Source organism: Streptococcus halitosis (genome assembly GCF_003143695.2).
GTDB lineage: Bacteria > Bacillota > Bacilli > Lactobacillales > Streptococcaceae > Streptococcus > Streptococcus halitosis.
Window position 1 is genome coordinate 1,072,654 of sequence record NZ_QEMY02000001.1, and the last position, 15,644, is coordinate 1,088,297.

20 protein-coding genes are annotated in these 15,644 nt (G+C 40.0%); 7 read left to right on the forward strand and 13 right to left on the reverse strand.

What is annotated here, in order from left to right:
• The first annotated feature begins 7 nt into the window (after positions 1-7).
• The 3 genes from DB729_RS05300 (at position 8) to DB729_RS05310 (ending at position 1,680) form a co-directional block, all read left to right on the forward strand.
• Complete coding sequence (locus tag DB729_RS05300; RefSeq protein WP_109290066.1) at positions 8-634, forward strand: NAD(P)H-dependent oxidoreductase; 627 nt, start codon at positions 8-10, stop codon at positions 632-634.
• 17 nt (positions 635-651) lie between these two features.
• Positions 652-1,140 (forward strand): GNAT family N-acetyltransferase, encoded by a 489-nt coding sequence (locus tag DB729_RS05305; protein WP_084873163.1) that lies wholly within the window; start codon positions 652-654, stop codon positions 1,138-1,140.
• A gap of 72 nt (positions 1,141-1,212) precedes the next feature.
• On the forward strand, positions 1,213-1,680 hold the full coding sequence (locus DB729_RS05310) for an 8-oxo-dGTP diphosphatase (RefSeq protein ID WP_109290065.1): 468 nt from the start codon (positions 1,213-1,215) through the stop codon (positions 1,678-1,680).
• On the opposite strand, the gene DB729_RS05315 is transcribed toward DB729_RS05310, so the two are convergent.
• From DB729_RS05315 to coaB, 5 genes are all read right to left on the reverse strand, one after another.
• Positions 1,677-2,192, reverse strand: coding sequence for a transcription repressor NadR (locus tag DB729_RS05315; protein ID WP_109290064.1), 516 nt, complete (start codon positions 2,190-2,192; stop codon positions 1,677-1,679). The genes DB729_RS05310 and DB729_RS05315 overlap by 4 nt on opposite strands.
• 11 nt (positions 2,193-2,203) lie before the next feature.
• A complete protein-coding gene (locus tag DB729_RS05320; protein WP_000354636.1) occupies positions 2,204-2,731 on the reverse strand; it encodes an ECF transporter S component in 528 nt (175 codons plus the stop codon).
• Positions 2,732-2,914: 183 nt separating this feature from the next.
• On the reverse strand, positions 2,915-3,478 hold the full coding sequence (locus tag DB729_RS05325) for an ECF transporter S component (RefSeq protein WP_109290063.1): 564 nt from the start codon (positions 3,476-3,478) through the stop codon (positions 2,915-2,917).
• The gene (gene coaC, locus DB729_RS05330; protein WP_033606394.1) at positions 3,462-4,013 is read right to left on the reverse strand and encodes a phosphopantothenoylcysteine decarboxylase; all 552 of its coding nucleotides are present in this window, start codon (positions 4,011-4,013) and stop codon (positions 3,462-3,464) included. Before coaC ends, DB729_RS05325 begins: the two co-directional genes overlap by 17 nt.
• 11 nt (positions 4,014-4,024) lie before the next feature.
• Entirely contained in the window at positions 4,025-4,714 is a 690-nt protein-coding gene (gene coaB, locus DB729_RS05335) for a phosphopantothenate--cysteine ligase (RefSeq protein WP_007522039.1), read from the reverse strand.
• Positions 4,715-4,946: 232 nt separating this feature from the next.
• Here coaB and DB729_RS05340 point away from each other — a divergent pair, with 232 nt between their 5' ends.
• From DB729_RS05340 to radC, 4 genes are all read left to right on the forward strand, one after another.
• Positions 4,947-6,617 (forward strand): formate--tetrahydrofolate ligase, encoded by a 1,671-nt coding sequence (locus DB729_RS05340; protein WP_084873157.1) that lies wholly within the window; start codon positions 4,947-4,949, stop codon positions 6,615-6,617.
• Positions 6,618-6,690: 73 nt separating this feature from the next.
• Positions 6,691-7,203, forward strand: a complete 513-nt coding sequence (locus DB729_RS05345) for a GNAT family N-acetyltransferase (RefSeq protein ID WP_007522035.1) — start codon at positions 6,691-6,693, stop codon at positions 7,201-7,203.
• Positions 7,204-7,291: 88 nt separating this feature from the next.
• On the forward strand, positions 7,292-9,583 hold the full coding sequence (pcrA, locus tag DB729_RS05350) for a DNA helicase PcrA (protein ID WP_109290062.1): 2,292 nt from the start codon (positions 7,292-7,294) through the stop codon (positions 9,581-9,583).
• A 42-nt stretch (positions 9,584-9,625) separates the two neighbouring features.
• On the forward strand, positions 9,626-10,306 hold the full coding sequence (radC, locus tag DB729_RS05355) for a RadC family protein (RefSeq protein ID WP_007522031.1): 681 nt from the start codon (positions 9,626-9,628) through the stop codon (positions 10,304-10,306).
• Positions 10,307-10,320: 14 nt separating this feature from the next.
• On the opposite strand, the gene DB729_RS05360 is transcribed toward radC, so the two are convergent.
• The 8 genes from DB729_RS05360 to DB729_RS05395 form a co-directional block, all read right to left on the reverse strand.
• Entirely contained in the window at positions 10,321-10,803 is a 483-nt protein-coding gene (locus DB729_RS05360) for a hypothetical protein (RefSeq protein WP_007522030.1), read from the reverse strand.
• Between the two features lie 23 nt (positions 10,804-10,826).
• Complete coding sequence (locus tag DB729_RS05365) at positions 10,827-11,516, reverse strand: gamma-glutamyl-gamma-aminobutyrate hydrolase family protein (RefSeq protein ID WP_061588202.1); 690 nt, start codon at positions 11,514-11,516, stop codon at positions 10,827-10,829.
• A gap of 15 nt (positions 11,517-11,531) precedes the next feature.
• The gene (locus DB729_RS05370) at positions 11,532-12,173 is read right to left on the reverse strand and encodes a redox-sensing transcriptional repressor Rex (RefSeq protein ID WP_000653409.1); all 642 of its coding nucleotides are present in this window, start codon (positions 12,171-12,173) and stop codon (positions 11,532-11,534) included.
• A gap of 82 nt (positions 12,174-12,255) precedes the next feature.
• A complete protein-coding gene (locus DB729_RS05375) occupies positions 12,256-12,471 on the reverse strand; it encodes a DUF4649 family protein (RefSeq protein ID WP_007522028.1) in 216 nt (71 codons plus the stop codon).
• Between the two features lie 6 nt (positions 12,472-12,477).
• Positions 12,478-12,825, reverse strand: coding sequence for a DUF1831 domain-containing protein (locus DB729_RS05380; protein WP_000863526.1), 348 nt, complete (start codon positions 12,823-12,825; stop codon positions 12,478-12,480).
• Between the two features lie 4 nt (positions 12,826-12,829).
• Positions 12,830-13,945, reverse strand: coding sequence for a cysteine desulfurase family protein (locus DB729_RS05385; protein ID WP_109290061.1), 1,116 nt, complete (start codon positions 13,943-13,945; stop codon positions 12,830-12,832).
• Between the two features lie 9 nt (positions 13,946-13,954).
• Positions 13,955-14,914, reverse strand: coding sequence for a ribose-phosphate diphosphokinase (locus tag DB729_RS05390; protein ID WP_001283847.1), 960 nt, complete (start codon positions 14,912-14,914; stop codon positions 13,955-13,957).
• A 111-nt stretch (positions 14,915-15,025) separates the two neighbouring features.
• Positions 15,026-15,595: a CYTH domain-containing protein gene (locus DB729_RS05395; protein WP_109290060.1), complete on the reverse strand. Its 570-nt coding sequence runs from the start codon at positions 15,593-15,595 to the stop codon at positions 15,026-15,028.
• Between the last annotated feature and the right edge of the window lie 49 nt (positions 15,596-15,644).

A 15,644-nucleotide genomic window follows, 5' to 3' on the forward strand; every position in this document is an offset into this window, starting at 1 on the left:
AAAACGAATGAAAATTTTAGTCATCAATGGACATCCTGACAAGGGAAGTTTCTGTCAAGAAATTTTTCGAACGATTGTAGAAAATATTGACTCAAATCATCATGAGCTTGAATCTATTAATCTAAATGAGATAGATTTTGATCCCGTATTACGTTATGGTTATCGAAAACGTATGGAAGAGGACTGCTTCATACTTCGCTCTCAGGAATTAATCCAGTGGGCAGATCATTTCATTTTTGTCTATCCAATTTGGTGGAGTAGTATGCCTAGTTTATTGAAGGGTTGGATCGATCGTGTTTTCACGCCAGGAATTGCTTACTCTACCAATAATAAAGGAAGTTTTATTTGGAACTACTTAAGAAGTCAGCAGTTTAAAAAGTTACTAAAAGGAAAAACGGCCAGTATTTACGCAACATCAATGGCACCAACATGGTGGTACAAAGTATTTTCAGGTCCTATCAATATCCCAGACAGTTATGGAATATCAGTATTAAAGAATGCTGTCCTAAATCACTGCGGTATTAAAACAAAGAAAGTTTCAATTTTGGGTGAGTTAGGGCGTGAGGTGAATACAAATTCTACAAGACAAAAATATCTGCAAAAAGTTGCTGAGGAAGTGAAGGCGTTGGGGTAGAGAAAGGAGAAAAATAAATGAATCTTACTATCAAAAAGATGAAAACTCCTGAAGAGATAGAAGGTAAATCCCTCGTTCACTGGCAAACGTGGAGAGAGGCTTATGACGACCTTTTGCCTGCAGAATTTCAGGAGACAATAACATTAGAAAGATGTCGATTCTTTAGTCAAAAGTATCCAGAAAATACATTGATTGCGATAGATGGCATGAAGGTAGTTGGTTTTATCAGTTATGGGAACTTTCGTGATGAGACTATTCAAGCTGGTGAAATTATGGCTTTATATATTTTAAAAGACTATTATGGAAAAGGTATCGCACAAAAGTTAGTGAAAGCAGCTTTGAATGCTCTTGATCATTTTTCTGAAATTTTCTTATGGGTATTGAAAGATAATAAGCGTGCCATTGCTTTCTATCAAAAAATGGGTTTTACTTTTGATGGACAAGAAAAGATGCTTGACCTTGGAAAACCTATAAAGGAAAAACGGATGGTATTCTATTCTAAATAATTTTAAAAAGTAAAAGCTAATGGCTCTGGTACCAAGTCTGAAAATTTAATAATTTAGAAAGCGAGCAAACCTATGTCCCGTTCCCAAGCAACCATTTTAACCAACATCTGTCTAATCGAAGATTTAGAAAATAAGCGAGTAGTCATGCAATACCGCTCTCCTGAAAACAATCGCTGGTCTGGCTATGCCTTTCCAGGAGGTCATGTTGAGAATGGCGAGGCCTTTGCCGAGTCTGTCATTCGTGAAATATACGAAGAAACTGGCCTGACCATTCAGAATCCCCAACTGGTCGGCATTAAAAATTGGCCCTTAGATACAGGTGGACGCTACATTGTCGTTTGCTATAAGGCGACAGAGTTTAGTGGAAATCTCCAATCCTCAGAAGAAGGAGAAGTATCTTGGGTGCAAAAAGACCAGATTCCAAACTTGGATCTGGCCTATGATATGTTGCCTTTGATGGAAATGATGGAAGCACCTGACAAGTCTGAGTTCTTCTATCGTCACCGTACAGAGGACGGCTGGGAGAAAGAAATTTTCTAGTCTTTTACCAAATAACCTAACTGATCCAAGGCCTCCTCGATATAGTGGAGGTCTTGTTGTGTCTCAGCTTCAACAAGGTGGTAATGGATGCCGTCTGTCAATTCAGAAAGGGGTCTAAAGTCTGAATTCTCGACTTGTTCCAGAAAGTGCTGGACATCTCGGCGACAGGTGAGTTTGAGATGGGTTTCAATTTCGCCATAAACGGGATGATCGATTAAGATATTTTGAACGCGTCCGCCATTATCTACAATGGCTAGAAGTTCCTGCCCGATTTCTTCCAGTTCATGTTTCACTTTAAAGAGTTTGTGAACGTAGGGGCTGACATTGTTTTCTTTATAGATATAGCCACGATTGGTGGATAGGATAGGAGCCCCATCTGCTCGGAGAATAGCGATATCCTGTACAATGACTTGGCGCGTAACATGAAAGTGCTCAGCCAAGGTTTGACCATTGAGAGCTTTTGGTGCCTCTTTTAACAGTTTGAGAAGAGCTTGTTTGCGATCCTTTGTCATAGTTTTTCCTTTTAGCGACGTTTTCGAAGCACTTTATAGACAGCTAGTGCTAATGTATAGTCTACCATACTATGAACGATTGTGCCAAAACCAACTAGGACAAAGAGAACATAAAACATATTTTCAACGTTTGTCCCTGAAGTAGCATAAAAGATGATACAAGCTAGTACTTCAGCGATAGCGTGAACAACACCCAAAACAAAGTTAAAAATCCAAGATGCCTTTGGTTTATCCAAGGTTTCAGGGAATTTTTTTAAGTAAAATGCTCCCAAAATACCAAAAACGATGTGAGAAAAGGCGCGCAGAACGATAACCATAGGGTAGCCTGCCATCAGGAAACCGAGACTCGAAGCAATAATCACAAAAGCAGCCATCAAAGGTGATAGGAACATGGCGATAAAGATGGCGATATGGCTTCCTAAAGTGTAAGAAGCTGGTGGGATGACGATTTTAAAAGGCATAATGATTGGAATCAAAATCGCGATTGCTGTGAGCAGTGCAGTCATGGTCATAAACTGCGTTTTTTTCCGTATATCCATAAGAACCTCCATTTATCTGTATATACACAAGTATGGTACAATAAATAATCAGTTAAGTCAAGAAGCATTAGTGATTTTTAATGGATATTTGATTAAATGTGGTAAAGAAAGAATACTGGGAACTTAATTCTTATGTTTTAACTACTAAACTCCACCTTCAGGACGAAAGTGGAGTTGTTTTTTTTATTTCTTCAAGGTTTCGAGACGTGGGACAATCATTACAGTCAAGATGGCTGAGATAACCAATTCGGCGATTGAGTTTGTAGAGATAACAGTTGCTAGGAGTTTTTGGATATTGCCATCGAAGACATTTCCAAAAAGGAAGAAGATTCCACCAAGGACAAAGACGGTGTTGGTAAGGGAACCAAGGGCACCAGCTAGAATCAGACCAGTTTTATTTTTCATCAGTTTATAAACTAGATAAGGAGTTAAACCAATCAAAATACGTGGGACGATAGCTATGATAGCTGAGTAGATGTTTCCGTTTGGTACAAATGGGGAGAAGAGGTAACTTGTCGGTAGAATCGTAATCGTGTTAACCGTCAAGCTAAGTAGTCCCATTAAAAATCCAAGTGTAACCCCAACGCGTGGACCGTAAATAATACTTGCAATAATAACAGGAACATGCACGATAGTTGGTTTAATTGGGAATGGGAATAGATTAAATAAGAGAGAGCTTAGAAAGTGAATGACCAACATGGTCGCAAAAAAGATAGCAATTGGGGCAATATTAGATCGTTTTTTCATTGAGAGTTTCCTTTATTCTTTCTAAAATAATATCAAGGTCTGCCAAAGCTCCCCTTCCGTAGTCTCCACAAGCAAGTAAGGATTCTTTTGGAGAGATAAGCTTGTAACCATATGTTTCTAAAGTTTTAAGGTTTGTTTGAGTTGCCGGATGGTCATACATTTTTGTATTCATAGCAGGAGCAAGTAGTTTAGGAATGTTTTGGGGTAAAGATAACGCTGTACTAGTCACCATGTTGTCCGCAAAGCCATGTGCTAGTTTTGCAATGGTGTTAGCTGTGGCAGGGGCCACGATAAATAAATCCGTTTCTTTACCAAGTTGGATATGATTGACCTGATCAGGATAGGGTTCCTTCATGACATCCAAGTGGACAGGATTCTGTGATAAGACCTGTAGTGTCAAAGGTTGGATAAACTCTGTAGCAGCCTGAGTCATTAAGACAGTGACTTGATGGCCTTGTTTTTTTAGAGAACTGACTAAATCTGCCGACTTGTAAGAGGCGATTGACCCAGTTACAGCCAAGAGAATGTTTGCCATAGCTTTCCTTTCTATGAATGATAGGATTGAATCTTTTCAAGGAGGAGTTCTGCAATTTCTTCTTTAGTATGAACCGTTTGAAGATGATCTTTCTCAACAAAGATTGCACGATGTTGGTTTGCTGAAATTTGAGTCAGATCATTTGCAATGATTAAGTCTGCTTGGTTCTTGATAAGACTTTTTCTAGCAATGTCAACCAGATGATCTTCGTTAACATCAACTAGCAGTTTGAAACCAATCAGATGAATAGCAGGATTCCATTCCTTGACTAGAGAGATGATTTTGGGTGTTTTTTTCAGGAATAAAACCTGAACCTCATCAGTTGAAGAAATCTTAGTTTGATGATTTTGCTTGCTTAAAAATTCTTCTAGATTGGAGCTAGCCTGAACTTCCTCAAGCCCTGTCATATAAACAGGAGTGTAGTCGGACACAGCCATTGAGTGGATCAAGACCTGATAATCCTTGACACGTTCTTGCATTTCTAGTAGAAGCTCGTGGGTATTGGTAATTTCTCGAATACTTAGGTTGGGATGGGATTCTGGCTTCAGAGATCGTTTTGTCGTTATCAAACAAACTTCATGTCCTGCAGCAAGCAAAGTTTCAGTGATGATTTTCCCCAGGCGACCTGTAGAATGGTTAGTGATAGCGCGGACGCTATCGATAGCTTCACTGGTACCGCCTGACGTAACTAAAATTTTCATAGGACTATTGTACCAAAAAATAAAATAGAATCAAAAGAAAGCGTTTGTTTTTTTCATCTAATTTTCCAGAAAGATTATAGTTTTTGGCTATAAAAACTTATAAAAAGTAAAAAAGATGACTAAAATCGGCCTTAAAACTTGATGTTTATAAACTTTACTAAGCTTTTTGTATGTGAAAAACCTTTTTTTGTGTTATAATGAATTATCATATAAGAGGTTAGAGGAGTTTTGAATGAAAACAGATATTGAGATCGCACAGAGTATTGAGTTGAAGCCAATCGTTGATGTTGTGGAGAAACTTGGTATTTCTTACGATGATTTGGAGTTGTATGGAAAGTACAAGGCTAAGCTCACCTTTGATAAAATTCGTGCAGTTGAGAGCAATCCAGTTGGTAAGTTGATTTTGGTGACAGCTATCAACCCAACACCAGCAGGTGAAGGAAAATCAACTATTACCATTGGTCTTGCGGATTCCTTAAACAAGATTGGTAAGAAAACCATGATTGCCATTCGCGAACCGTCACTTGGTCCAGTAATGGGGATTAAGGGTGGTGCAGCCGGTGGTGGTTATGCCCAAGTGTTGCCAATGGAGGACATCAATCTCCACTTTACTGGAGACATGCATGCCATTACAACTGCTAATAATGCCCTTTCTGCCTTGATTGACAACCACTTGCACCAAGGAAATGAGCTGGGAATTGACCAACGTCGTATTCTCTGGAAGCGTGTCGTGGACTTGAACGACCGTGCGCTGCGCCATGTAACCGTTGGTCTTGGTGGTCCTCTAAATGGTATTCCACGTGAGGATGGATTTGATATCACAGTTGCTTCTGAAATCATGGCTATTCTTTGCTTGGCAACGGATATCGAGGACTTGAAACGTCGTTTGGCCAATATCGTTATTGGATACCGCTATGACCGTACTCCTGTTTCTGTAGGTGATTTGCAGGTTGAAGGTGCTTTGGCTCTGATCTTGAAGGATGCCATTAAACCAAACCTTGTTCAGACAATTTACGGTACACCTGCCTTTGTACATGGTGGTCCATTTGCCAATATCGCTCACGGTTGTAACTCTGTTTTGGCGACAAGCACAGCCCTACGCTTGGCTGATTATACGGTTACTGAAGCTGGTTTTGGTGCAGACCTCGGTGCTGAGAAATTCCTTGATATCAAGACCCCAAACTTGCCAACTTCTCCAGATGCGGTAGTCATCGTCGCAACCCTTCGTGCCCTCAAGATGAATGGTGGCGTTGCTAAAGATGCTTTGACAGAAGAAAACGTAGAAGCAGTTCGAGCAGGTTTTGCTAACTTAAAACGCCACGTTGAAAATATCCGTAAATTTGGAGTGCCTGCAGTTGTCGCGATTAACGAATTTGTCTCTGATACAGAAGCTGAAATCGCAGCTTTGAAGGAACTTTGTGCTTCTATTGATGTGCCAGTTGAGTTGGCTAGTGTCTGGGCTGATGGCGCAGAAGGTGGTGTAGCACTTGCCGAAACACTTGTCAAGACTATCTCTGATAATCCAGCCAACTACACTCGTCTTTATGACAATGACCTTTCTGTCCAAGAAAAGATTGAAAAGATTGTTACTGAAATCTACCGTGGTAGCAAAGTGAACTTTGAGAAGAAAGCTCAAACTCAAATTGCCCAAATCGTTCAGAATGGATGGGACAAATTGCCAATCTGTATGGCTAAAACTCAGTACAGTTTTTCTGACAATCCGAATGCACTTGGAGCACCAGAAAACTTTGAAATTACCATTCGTGAATTGGTACCAAAATTAGGTGCAGGCTTCATCGTAGCCTTAACTGGTGATGTTATGACCATGCCAGGACTTCCAAAACGTCCAGCCGCTCTCAACATGGATGTTGAAAGCGATGGAACAGTTCTAGGCTTGTTCTAGTATATTGCAATTGATTTCAAATGAGTTTGGAAAAGCTATCCAAGCTCATTTTCGATTTTAGAAAGAGAAATATATGTCAACGATTCGAACAGTAAGGGAGTCTGATATTCCAGACCTACTTGCTATTTATGCTCCCTATGTCCTTAATACAGCCATTACATTTGAATACGAGGTGCCAAGTGTTGAGGAATTTCAAAGAAGAGTTCAAAAGACCTTGCTTAAATATCCTTATCTAGTGCTAGTGGAAGAAGGCAAAATTTTGGGATATGCCTATGCTTCCACCTATTATGATAGGAGAGCCTATGATTGGTCAGTCGAAGTCTCAATTTACTTGAATCAAGAAGCCAAAGGTCAAGGGTTAGGGAGTCTACTCTATGACTGTCTGGAGGAAGAACTAGAGTCTAGAGGTTACTTACGCTTCTTAGCTTGTATTGCTTTACCGAATGATAGAAGCATTTCTCTTCACCAAAAGAGAGGCTATGAACAAGTAGCTCATTTCCCTAAGATAGGCTATAAGTTTGGAAAATGGCATGATATTGTTTGGATGCAAAAGTCATTGACTCCTCCTGATGATATGAAAGAGTAGAATTCCACACGCAACCAGTCTAGGTAAAGATATTTTCCTTGAATTCTGATATAATAGAAATATTGACTTCAAGAGTAAGGAAGAGAAAATGAACGCATTATTGAATGGAATGAATGACCGTCAGGCTGAGGCGGTGCAAGCGACAGAAGGCCCCTTGTTAATTATGGCGGGTGCCGGGTCAGGAAAGACCCGTGTTTTGACCCACCGCATTGCCTATCTGATTGATGAAAAGATAGTCAATCCTTGGAATATCTTGGCCATTACCTTTACCAACAAGGCTGCGCGTGAGATGAAAGAGCGTGCTTATGGTCTTAATCCAGCTACTCAGGACTGTCTGATTGCGACTTTTCACTCCATGTGTGTTCGTATTCTGCGTCGCGATGCGGATCATATCGGCTACAATCGTAATTTCACCATTGTAGATCCTGGTGAACAACGAACCCTTATGAAACGCATTCTCAAGCAGTTAAACTTGGATCCGAAAAAATGGAATGAACGGACAATCTTGGGTTCCATTTCCAATGCTAAGAATGACTTGATTGATGATGTGGCTTATGCAGATCAAGCTGGAGATATGTACACGCAAATCGTGGCTCAATGTTACACAGTCTATCAGAAAGAGCTTCGTCAGTCTGAGTCCGTTGACTTTGATGATTTAATCATGTTGACCCTGCGTCTCTTTGATCAAAATCCTGATGTCTTGACCTACTACCAGCAGAAGTTCCAATACATCCACGTTGATGAGTACCAAGATACCAACCATGCCCAGTACCAACTAGTCAAACTATTGGCATCTCGCTTTAAAAATATCTGTGTAGTTGGGGATGCAGACCAGTCTATCTACGGTTGGCGCGGTGCGGATATGCAGAATATCTTGGATTTCGAAAAGGATTATCCTCAAGCTAAGGTTGTCTTGTTAGAAGAAAATTATCGTTCAACCAAAACCATTCTGCAAGCTGCCAATGATGTTATTAAAAACAATAAAAATCGTCATCCTAAGAATCTCTGGACTCAGAATGCTGATGGGGAGCAGATTATTTACTATCGTGCCAATGACGAACAAGATGAGGCTGTATTTGTAGCCAAAACCATTGATGAACTTAGTCGCAGTCAAAATTTCCTTCACAAGGATTTTGCAGTTCTCTATCGGACTAATGCGCAATCTCGTACTATTGAGGAAGCCTTGCTCAAGTCCAATATTCCTTACACTATGGTTGGTGGAACCAAGTTCTACAGCCGTAAGGAAATTCGTGACATTATCGCCTACCTCAACCTCATTGCTAATCTGAGTGACAATATCAGTTTTGAGCGGATTATCAACGAACCAAAACGTGGAATTGGGCCAGGAACGGTTGAGAAAATCCGTGATTTTGCGAATATGCAGGACATGTCCATGCTAGATGCTTCTGCAAACATCATGTTGTCTGGCATCAAAGGAAAAGCAGCCCAGTCAATTTGGGACTTTGCCAATATGATTTTGGATTTGCGAGAGCAACTGGACCAATTAAGCATTACAGAGTTGGTTGAGGCCGTCCTAGAAAAAACAGGTTACGTCGATAATCTTAATGCCCAAGCAACCTTGGAAAGTAAGGCTCGGGTTGAAAACATCGAAGAGTTCCTATCAGTTACTAAGAATTTTGACGACAATCCCGATAGTCAAGAAGAGGAAACTGGCTTGGATAAGCTCAGTCGTTTCTTGAATGACTTGGCCTTGATTACAGACACAGACTCTGGTAGTCAGGAGACATCTGAAGTAACCTTGATGACCTTGCATGCTGCTAAGGGGCTTGAGTTTCCAGTCGTCTTTATCATTGGGATGGAGGAAAATGTCTTTCCGCTTAGTCGAGCGGCTGAGGAACCTGATGAACTGGAAGAAGAACGCCGTTTAGCCTATGTCGGTATCACGCGCGCTGAGAAAATCCTCTATCTGACCAATGCCAACTCACGCTTGCTTTTCGGTCGTACAAGCTATAACCGTCCAACACGTTTCATCAATGAAATCAGTTCGGACTTGCTTGAGTATCAAGGTTTGGCTCGACCAGCTAATACCAGTTTCAAGGCTTCATATAGCAGTGGTGGCGTTGCCTTCGGTCAAGGAATGAGTTTGGCTCAGGCACTTCAAGACCGTAAACGCAGTGCTGCCCCAAGCTCTATCCAGTCAAGTGGTCTCCCATTTGGACAATTTGCAGCTGGAAATAAAAATGAAACCAGCGGTACAAGTTGGTCTATTGGGGATATTGCTCTCCACAAGAAGTGGGGAGAGGGAACTGTTCTGGAAGTCTCTGGTAGCGGTGATACTCAGGAGTTGAAAATCAATTTCCCAGAAGTCGGTCTGAAAAAACTCCTAGCCAGCGTTGCCCCAATTGAGAAAAAAATCTAATTTTTCATCCTCCTCACGAATAATAAAGTGAGGAGGATTTTTATGTACAGTATTTCATTCCAAGAAGATTCACTCTTGCCTAGAGAAAGACTAGTTAAAGAAGGAGTAGAGGCTCTGAGCAATCAAGAGTTGTTAGCTATTTTGCTAAGAACGGGAACGCGTCAGGCTAATGTCTTTGAAATTGCCCAAAAAGTCTTGAATAGTTTGACCAGTCTAACTGATTTGAAAAAAATGACCCTGCAGGAATTGCAGAGTCTGTCTGGTATTGGACGCATTAAAGCCATTGAACTACAGGCGGTGATTGAACTGGGACATCGTATTCATAAACATGAAACCCTTGAGATGGAAAGTATTCTCAGTAGTCAAAAGCTAGCTAAAAAAATGCAACAGGAACTTGGTGATAAAAAACAAGAGCACCTAGTGGCGCTCTATCTCAATACTCAAAATCAAATCATTCATCAGCAAACCATCTTTATCGGATCTGCGACACGTAGTATTGCTGAACCGAGGGAAATCCTTCACTATGCTATTAAGCATATGGCGACTTCTGTTATTTTAGTCCACAATCATCCATCAGGCGCAGTAGCACCTAGCCGAAATGATGATCATGTAACCAAGTTAGTCAAGGAAGCCTGTGAACTGATGGGACTGGTGTTTCTGGATCATCTGATTGTCTCTCACTCTGATTACTTTAGTTACCGTGAAAAGACGGATTTGATTTAAGATTGTACATGATCTTACTCAATTACTTTTAAAACATAGGAATCTACTTCTGCCATATTGATAACAGGAAGAGGTTTTATCGTGGGTACAAGTAAATCTTCTTGAACGATAAAGTCGACAATCTCATTGAAATCTTCGATTTTATAATATCTTTTTTTATGAATGAGAATATCTCTGTAAAAGTAAAGACGTGAATGAAATTTACTTTTTAGTTTAGCATCTGCCTTTTTACAAAATAGTTTTGCCTTTTTAGACATTTCTTTCAGCTGTTTTTCTTTTTGAGATAGTTTATCGAAATTCTCTTTATTCTTAGAAAAAGATTGGTAACTTTCCGCTGTTAAAAGTCTATAGAGATTAGAAAGATGAAAGCAAACCCTTATTTCTTTTTCATTGTTTGATAAGAAAAGATTAGCTTCCTTTTCCTTATAAGATATGAAAACATTAGCTTCTATATCTCTCAAAATCTCATGAGTAGAAGGTATTTTAATTTCATTCATGATTAATAACCTATTTATAAGTCCTAGAGTTCGTTAACAACATAGTCAAACAGCGTTTTATCTTTGGGGCGGTTTTCAAAGAGAAATTCAGGATGCCATTGAACACCAAGATAAGGGAAGCCGTCCGTAGTTGTCACAGCCTCAATGATTCCATCTTTAGGATCATGTGCTACAACCTTAAGATTTGAGGCTAGATCTTTAATGCTCTGGTGGTGGAAGGAGTTGATGTGAGAGATTTCTCCATAGATTTCTCGGAGAATGGTATCAGGTTCCGTTACGAGGCGTTGGGTCGTGTATTCGGCTGAACAGTCCTGCCAATGATCCTCGATATCTTGGTGTAGCGTGCCTCCCATGGCGACATTGAAAAGTTGAGTACCCCGACAAACAGAGAAAATTGGTTTCTTTTGCTTAATCGCTTCTTTGATAAGTGCTAGTTCAAAAATATCTCTTTGAAGGTGGTAGTCATCACTATCAATAGCCTTTGGTTCACCATAGTATTTTGGATCAACATTTTGCCCACCCGTTAGGATGAGCTTATCAATGATACTGATGTAATAGGCAGCCATTTCTTGATCACCAATCGGTAGGATGATTGGAATTCCGCCAGCGTCCTTGACTCCTTCAATAAAGCCCTTTGCTGCGTAGCTCATCATGATGTCATCATCTGGATGAGCTTTTTCATTTCCTGTAATCCCAATAACTGGTTTTTTCATACATGCTTTCGCTTTCTAATCCTCTTTACGCATAAAATAGAGGAGGGTTTGGAGTTCGCTTGTCAAATCGACATACTGAACGACCACATCTTTTGGGAGGTGAAGGTGAACAGGGGAAAAACTGAGAATACCTTTTATACCTGCATCAACCAAAAGATTGGCAACTTCTTGTGATTTAACACTTGGAACTGTTAGGATAGCAGTTTTGACATCTGCTTCTTTGATTTTTTCTTTAATCTGTGAGATACCATAGATTGGAATTCCATCAGGTGTCTGGCTCCCAACTTCTGGATGGTCATCTAGGTCAAAGGCCATGATAATTTTCATCTTGTTACGCTCGTGGAAGCGGTAGTGGAGAAGGGCATGCCCCATATTACCAATCCCAACCAACATAACATTGGTGATGGAGTTATCATTTAGGAGATCAGCAAAAAAATTCATCAATTTTTTGACATCGTAACCAAAACCACGACGACCTAGCTCGCCAAAATAGGAAAAATCCCGACGAACGGTCGCAGAATCGATACCGATAGCCTCTGCAATTTGCTTGGAGTTGGCACGTTCGATTTTTTCTGCATGAAATCTCTTGAAAATTCGATAGTAAAGAGAGAGTCTTTTTGCTGTTGCTTTTGGAATAGCAGACTGTTTATCTTTCACAAAATCACAACCTTTCTATTCTTCTATTTTATAGAAACATTGTGAAAAAATCAACAAAAACAAGAAAAAACTAAGAAATTTCTTAGTTTTTATCTGAAAAATGAGCTTGTGATAGAAAACGGTAGAGATCTCCGACCAATCCTTGATAGATAACTTTATCATCAAAGGTTAATGAAGTGACTAGGAATGTATCTGGAAGAGTTACACAACCTGATAGAGATAACATAAGCTCTTCGTAATTTTCAAATTCAAGGGTACGCTCTACTTGATAACTATCTTGATAGGTAAGTTGATACATAGCCAATTATCTTTCTTCTTTTGTGAAGATTCCGCGTTCTACAAGGCTGTCCATGAGAAAGTAGAATTTTTCTTGGTGAATATGGTGATCTTCTGATTTAAAGATATTCACCAAACGAAGGCCTGACTTGTCAGTGATGTTGAGTTTAGCACCTGTAAGGTCTTTGTTGATGATGATCTTTAGCTTGAATCCTTCACCGCTGTTCGGTACTTTCTCAAGAAGACGAGTCAGTTCGTAGTTTCCAACTTTTGTTTCAAAGAAAGTATTATCTTTCAGTGTGAACTTTTTGACAGTTGGGCTAAGTGTGTAGTCGTAGCGGCAGTTTTGTAGTTTAATGGTTTTTTCGAATGCCATTAGATTAATCTCCAATAATATTTTTTAAGGTTTGTGCGAGTTGTTTCAGTTCTTCTTCGGTGTTAAGAGGAGAGAGACTGATACGGACAGATTCTGTTAAACGATGCGAATCTGGTCCATAAAATGCCTCAAGTACATGACTGGTTTGTACAACACCAGCGGTACAAGCTGAACCAGTAGAAATTGAAATTCCTTCAAGGTCTAACCGTAGCAAGAGCAAATCATTTTTTTGACCAGGAAAGCCAATGTTGACAACATAAGGAAGCTGGTGTTGGCTTTCGTTGAGATAGTATTCTAGATCTGCAATCTCATCTAGAAAAGCAGATTTTAATCCCTCTAGTTTTTGGTAATGTTCATCTTGTTGCTCTAAATCCTCTTTGAGAGCAGCGACCATACCTACAATGGCAGCGAGGTTTTCTGTTCCAGCACGTTTCTTTTGTTCTTGGTCTCCACCGTGAAGGTAGGAATCAAAGTCCGCGGAAGAAGCATAAAGAAAGCCAACTCCTTTTGGTCCATGGAATTTGTGGGCAGAAGCACTGAGGAAATCAATTCCTAATTCCTCTGGATGGATGGGAATTTTCCCGATAGCTTGAACAGCATCTACATGATATGCAGCAGGATGATCTTTTAAAATACGTCCAATCTCAGCGATAGGTAAGAGGCTACCTGTTTCATTATTAGCGTACATGGTGGAAACGAGAACGGTATCGCCACGTAAAACTTCTTGAATCTGTTGGGCAGTTATTTCTTGATTTACTGGTTGGATGATAGTTGCTTCAAAACCAAAATGTTGCACCAGATAATCGATAGTCTCAAGTACAGAATGGTGTTCAATAGCTGTCGTGATGATATGTTTTCCCTGATTTTGATGACGGAGACAATAGCCGATAATGGCTGTATTGTTACTTTCTGTACCGCCAGACGTAAAAAAGATATGTTGAGGTTTGGTTCCTAGTAAGTGGGCTAAGTCCTGACGAGCCTCTCGCAAGAGTTTGCCAGCCTGCCGACCATGGCCATGAATACTAGAAGGATTACCATGAGTTTCTTGCATGACCTTGGTCATTTCAGAAATAGCTACTGCTGACATAGGAGTCGTTGCAGCATTGTCCAAATAAATCAAAGAATCACCTTATTTCTTTTTGTTATAAGCAAAGAGTGGGCTGACGGGTTTTCTTTCATGGATGCGGACGATAGCATCTCCGATTAACTCGCTAGCAGTAATGTAACATACATTTTCTGGAGTTCTTTCTTTGGTTGCTACTGAGTCTGTCACAAGGATTTCTTTGATGTTTGTAGCATCTAGAAGGTCGGCTGCACCTTCAACAAATAAACCGTGACTAGATACTGCATAAATCTCAGTTGCACCTTCACGTTCAACGATTTTGGCAGCTTCAGAGAAAGTACGACCAGTATTTAGAATATCGTCAATTAAGATAGCCTTCTTGCCTTCGACATCCCCAATGATATAGCCTTCGTTACGATTAGAATCGTCTTGGGCGTAGTCAATGATAGCGATAGGAGCATCAAGGTATTCAGCCAAACTACGTGCACGTTTAACACCAGAGTTCTTTGGACTGACAACAACAACATCGGAGCCAAGGAGTCCTTTATCACAGTAGTGCTTAGCAAATAGAGGAACAGTATAAAGATTATCAACAGGAATGTCAAAGAAACCTTGGACCTGAACAGCGTGGAGGTCAAGCGTTAGAACACGGCTTACACCAGCTTTGACAAGCATATTGGCAACTAGTTTTGCAGTGAGGGGTTCGCGAGAAGAAGCGATACGATCCTGACGAGCATAACCAAAGTAAGGAAGGACAACGTTGATACTATGAGCACTTGCACGAACACAAGCATCAACCATTATTAATAATTCCATCAAGTGGTTGCTAACGGGGTAGCTGGTTGACTGGATGATGTAAACATCGTAACCACGGACACTTTCTTCAATATTGACCTGGATTTCACCATCAGAAAATTGACGAGAGGATAATTTTCCGAGAGGTACACCAACTGTATCAGCAATCTTTTGAGCGATTTCTGGGTTAGAGTTTAGGGTGAAAAGTTTCATGTTGTTTCTATCTGACATTATAGACCGTCCTCTGTAAACTTTGTGAATCTCCTTTGAGAAAGTTCTGTTTTTCAAAGCAAGATTCTTTTATTTTTATCTTTTCTATTCTACCAAAAAAAGGAGATTATTTCAGCTTTTTTTCATGCTTTTAATAAAACGAATTAATTTTGATGGAGCTTTCTTATAAACTATATGATTCTCATCTAAAAATCTCTTAATATCGGCTTTCCCTTTTTCATGGTCTGTGACTTCAAGCTCGAGTTCATAGTCCGTCTGGTCAAAGTATTGACTTTCGTCTAAGGCCATTAAGCCAATTTCAGTTTTCGTTTCATAACGTAGAGTTGAAAGACAGCCTAGAACAAGCCATTCATGGCTTTCGATGCCAATCTTAGCAAGCTTCTCTAGAACGAGCCCTTGAGGTAGTTTTTGTTTCTCTAGGTATGATTCAGCTTCTGAAAGAGTCAATTTCTGGTTGTATTCCATATTTCCTACAGTTTGAGGCACTTTCAAGGTCAATTCCGCCCAATCTGCAAATGTGCGAATGCGCATGGCAACCTTCTTTTCACGCAATTGGAAATCTGGTGTGTCAATGTAGTAGTTTTTCTGAAGGACGGGTTGGATATGGGAAAACTGTTTTTTTAGATGATCATATTCCTCTTTTTTCAGAAGTGTTTTCAATTCTATTTCTAAATGTTTCATTTTTTCAACCTTTTCTATATCTTTGAAAGCGATTTATGGTATAATGGAC